This window comes from Actinoplanes sp. NPDC026670 (assembly GCF_040638175.1).
In the GTDB taxonomy this organism is placed as follows: Bacteria; Actinomycetota; Actinomycetes; order Mycobacteriales; family Micromonosporaceae; genus Actinoplanes.
In genome coordinates, this window is the sequence record NZ_JBEZXU010000152.1 from 1 (window position 1) to 3,699 (window position 3,699).

A 3,699-nucleotide genomic window follows, 5' to 3' on the forward strand; every position below is an offset into this window, starting at 1 on the left:
GGGTCCTTGCGGGCCAGCACGGTCGGGCCGGCGATCTTCGCGCCGTTGAGGTGCAGGATCGGCAGGACCGCGCCGTCGTGCTCCGGGTTGATGAACGAGATCCCCTTCCAGGAGCCCTCGAGCGGGCCGGTCTCGGCCTCGCCGTCACCGACCACGGCGATGGCCAGCAGGTCCGGGTTGTCCATGACCGCGCCGAACGCGTGCACCAGCACGTAGCCGAGCTCGCCGCCCTCGTGGATGCTGCCCGGCGTGGTCACGCTGACGTGGCTCGGGATGCCGCCGGGGCTGGAGAACTGCCGGAACAGCCGCAGCAGGCCGCCCTCGGAGAGATCCACCTTCGGATACACCTCGGAGTAGGTGCCCTCCAGGTAGCCGGCGGCGACCAGGGCCGGGCCGCCGTGGCCGGGGCCGGCCAGGTAGATGGCCTGCTGCCCGGTCTTGGAGATCAGCCGGGAGACGTGTGCGTAGACGAACGACAGGCCCGGGCTCGTCCCCCAGTGCCCGAGCAGGCGCGGCTTGATGTGCTCCGAGGTGAGCTTCTCGCGCAGCAGCGGGTTGCCCTGCAGGTAGATCTGCCCGACGGTGAGGTAGTTGTTGGCCCGCCACCAGGCGTCGAGGCCGCCGACCTCGGCATCGTCCGGAGCGGCGAGCTTCCGCACGAGTTCCTGCTGGTCGAGCGTGGCGGCCCGGTTGTCCGAAACGGCGGTCACGGTCATTCCTCTCGGATGGTTTTCTCGAGTTCCTGACTGGTCACGATCAACGTATCGGCGGTGCAATTCGGCGGCACGGGTCTTTCGGCCCATCCGTTCGGGACGTTACCCCCGCCGATGTACGGCACGCGCCGACCACGAAATGAAGGTCACGTAAAGTGGCACGTGGTGTGCCGGGAAGCCTGGTCGGCGAGCGTTCAACCCTGCCCGGAGGTCGACCATGGCACTGTTCTCCCGAGGTTCCTGGCCGGAGGCCCGCCGGATCGCCGACATCCTGCGCGCCGAGACGGTCGGCGGCCTGCTCCTCCTCGGCGCCACCATCGTGGCGCTGGCCTGGGCGAACTCCCCATGGGAAGACTTCTACCAGGATTTGTCGGCCCTCCGGGTCGGCCCGGCACAATGGCACCTGAACCTGACGCTGTCCACGTGGGCCGCCGACGGGCTCCTGGCGATCTTCTTCTTCGTGGCCGGGCTGGAACTCAAACGCGAGTTCGTCGCCGGCGACCTGCGTGACCCCCGGCGGGCGGCACTGCCGGTAGCGGCCGCGGTCGGCGGCATGATCGCCCCGGCGCTGATCTACGTCGCCGCCGGTGGCGATCCACGGGGATGGGCGATCCCGACCGCCACCGACATCGCGTTCGCGCTGGCCGTGCTGGCCGTGATCAGCACCCACCTGCCGGCCGCCATGCGCACGTTCCTGCTGACCCTGGCAGTCGTCGACGACCTGCTCGCGATCCTGGTGATCGCGGTCTTCTACACGTCCGGTCTGCACCTGCTCCCTCTCCTCGGTGCCGCTCTCGGTGTCGCCGTGTTCGGTCTGCTGGTCCAGCGGGGCCGGGCGCACTGGTGGCTGCTGGTGCCCCTGGCCGTGCTGACCTGGGCCCTCACCCATGCGTCAGGCGTCCACGCCACCGTCGCCGGTGTGGCCCTCGCCTTCACCGTGCCGGTCAACCGGCCCGGCGGCATCACCCCGGCCGAACGATTCGAGCACATCTGGCGACCGGTCTCGGCCGGTTTCGCGGTGCCGGTGTTCGCCTTCTTCGCCTCCGGGGTGACCATCGGCGGCAGCGCCGGCACGGTCACGGTGGCCGTGGTCCTCGCCCTGGTCCTCGGCAAACCGATCGGCATCACCGCCTCCACCTGGCTGGTCCAGCGGTTCACCCGGGCCCGCCTCGCCGAGGGCCTGAGCTGGTGGGACGTCCTCGGGCTGGGCCTGCTCGGCGGCATCGGCTTCACCGTGTCGCTGCTGATCAGCGAACTCGCCTTCGGCCCCGGCGCCGCCCTCGACGACCAGGCCAAACTGGGCGTGCTCAGCGGTTCCCTGCTGGCCGCCCTGCTCGCGACCGTGGTGCTGCGCGTCCGCAACCGCCACTATCGTCGACTGTGTGCCGCCGAGCAGGAGGACGCTGACGCCGACGGTGTTCCCGACGTCTACCAACGGGAGGACGATTAACCGGTGAACGACCCGCACATCCACGTCGAAGGTGGGAAGCTGCATTCCCGGGCCGTCGAGCGCAACCTTCTGGCCTCGGTGTTCGGCCTGGTCGGCAATCTGCCGGCCTCAGTGACGACCGCGTGCGGCGTGCAGGTCCCGTTCGCCATGACCTCCGCCGAGCCGGGCGTCGTCACCTGCCTGCCCTGCCGCAAGAACGCCGCCGAGCGGCATCGCCGCTTCGCCGACCAGGTGGCCGACCTGGGCGCCGGTCCCAGTTCACCGTTCACCGGCATGGAGGCCACCGACGCGGCCGCCGCCCACCGCGACCTGGCCCGCCGCTTCGACGACCCGCCATGATCGAGCTGGTTCGACGCGAAGTCCGAACTCAGCCGCATCAGCCACGAACTGGTCCGCGACCTGTCCGAACGCCGCAGCGGCCTACCCGGCCCCTCGACCAGATCCAGGATCGATCGAAAACGGTATCCGTTACAGTCGATCCGGCTGTTACGTCACGACCGATCTGAGGTTTTCTTGGCCGTCCCCAACTACCAGACGCTCATGGCACCGGTTCTCCAAGCATTGCAGGACGGCCGGGCGCGGCCCGTCAAGGAGATCCGGGAGGTGGTCGCCGTCGCGATCGGCATCAGCGACGAGGACCGCCTCCTGGTCGTCAAGAGCGGCGTCGGTGTCTTCGACAGCCGCGTCGGATGGGCGGTCACCTACCTGGTACAGGCCGGACTGGTGCGTCGCCCCGGCCGGGCGATAGCTCAAATCACCGAACGCGGGCTGGCTGTTCTGCGGGATAACCCGGACCGCGTGGACAACCAGATCCTCGACCGTTTCGAGGAGTTCCGGGAATTCAAGACGCGGGCCCGGGTGAAGGAGAAGCAGCCACCCGCGGCGGCCGGAGTCCCGATGCCGCCGGGCACGCCGCACGAGACGATCATCGCGGCGGTCGAGGAGAGCAACGCCGCCGTGGCGGCGGAGCTGCTGACGCGGGTCCGTGAACAGGATCCCGCCTTCCTGGAGAACCTGGTGCTCAAGCTGCTCACCGCCATGGGCTACGGCGGCGCGGCCGGCTCGGCCGAGCATCTGGGGCGGTCCGGCGACGAAGGTCTCGACGGTGTCATCAAGCAGGATCCGCTCGGGCTCGATCGCATCTATGTCCAGGCGAAACGCTATGCCGCCGACCGTACGGTGGGCCGTCCGGACATTCAGGGGTTCGTCGGCGCCCTGCACGGCGCCCAGGCCGACCGCGGCGTCTTCATCACGACGAGCCGCTTCAGCACGGACGCCCGCGACTACGCCGAGAAGGTCGCGGCCCGCGTCATCCTGATCGACGGCGGCGAGCTTTCGGGGCTGCTCGTGAAGTACAACATCGGGGCGCAGGACTCGGAGACGTTCGTTCTCAAGCAGGTGGACGAGGATTTCTTCGAGTGACCCGCCGGGCTGGGGACGCCCGGCGCCGGCGGCGCCCGGCACGTGCTGAAGACGTCCGGCCTGAGCTACGCCGAGTACGCCCGCAGCGGCTTCTGGCAGCTCGCGGCGGTCACC

4 protein-coding genes and 1 pseudogene are annotated in these 3,699 nt (G+C 69.6%); 4 read left to right on the forward strand and 1 reads right to left on the reverse strand.

Annotation, left to right across the window (positions count from 1 at the left end; translation table 11 throughout):
* Nucleotides 1-716, reverse strand: a pseudogene (locus tag AB0E94_RS52560) (phosphoketolase); the annotation flags it as partial.
* Nucleotides 717-930: 214 nt separating this feature from the next.
* On the opposite strand from AB0E94_RS52560, the gene nhaA reads away from it, so the two are divergent.
* From nhaA to AB0E94_RS52580, 4 genes are all read left to right on the forward strand, one after another.
* Nucleotides 931-2,163, forward strand: a complete 1,233-nt coding sequence (nhaA, locus tag AB0E94_RS52565; RefSeq protein ID WP_360344432.1) for a Na+/H+ antiporter NhaA — start codon at nt 931-933, stop codon at nt 2,161-2,163.
* Between the two features lie 3 nt (nt 2,164-2,166).
* The gene (locus AB0E94_RS52570; RefSeq protein WP_360344435.1) at nt 2,167-2,502 is read left to right on the forward strand and encodes a hypothetical protein; all 336 of its coding nucleotides are present in this window, start codon (nt 2,167-2,169) and stop codon (nt 2,500-2,502) included.
* A 201-nt stretch (nt 2,503-2,703) separates the two neighbouring features.
* On the forward strand, nt 2,704-3,585 hold the full coding sequence (locus AB0E94_RS52575) for a restriction endonuclease (protein ID WP_360344438.1): 882 nt from the start codon (nt 2,704-2,706) through the stop codon (nt 3,583-3,585).
* 9 nt (nt 3,586-3,594) lie between these two features.
* A partial coding sequence (locus AB0E94_RS52580; protein WP_360344441.1) for a DUF4153 domain-containing protein occupies nt 3,595-3,699 on the forward strand: 105 nt, incomplete at its 3' end.

Bases quoted from the DNA above. Each gene is read 5' to 3' on its own strand.
- nhaA (WP_360344432.1), top strand. From the start codon at position 931: ATGGCACTGTTCTCCCGAGGTTCCTGGCCGGAGGCCCGCCGGATCGCC.
- AB0E94_RS52575 (WP_360344438.1), top strand. From the start codon at position 2,704: ATGGCACCGGTTCTCCAAGCATTGCAGGACGGCCGGGCGCGGCCCGTC.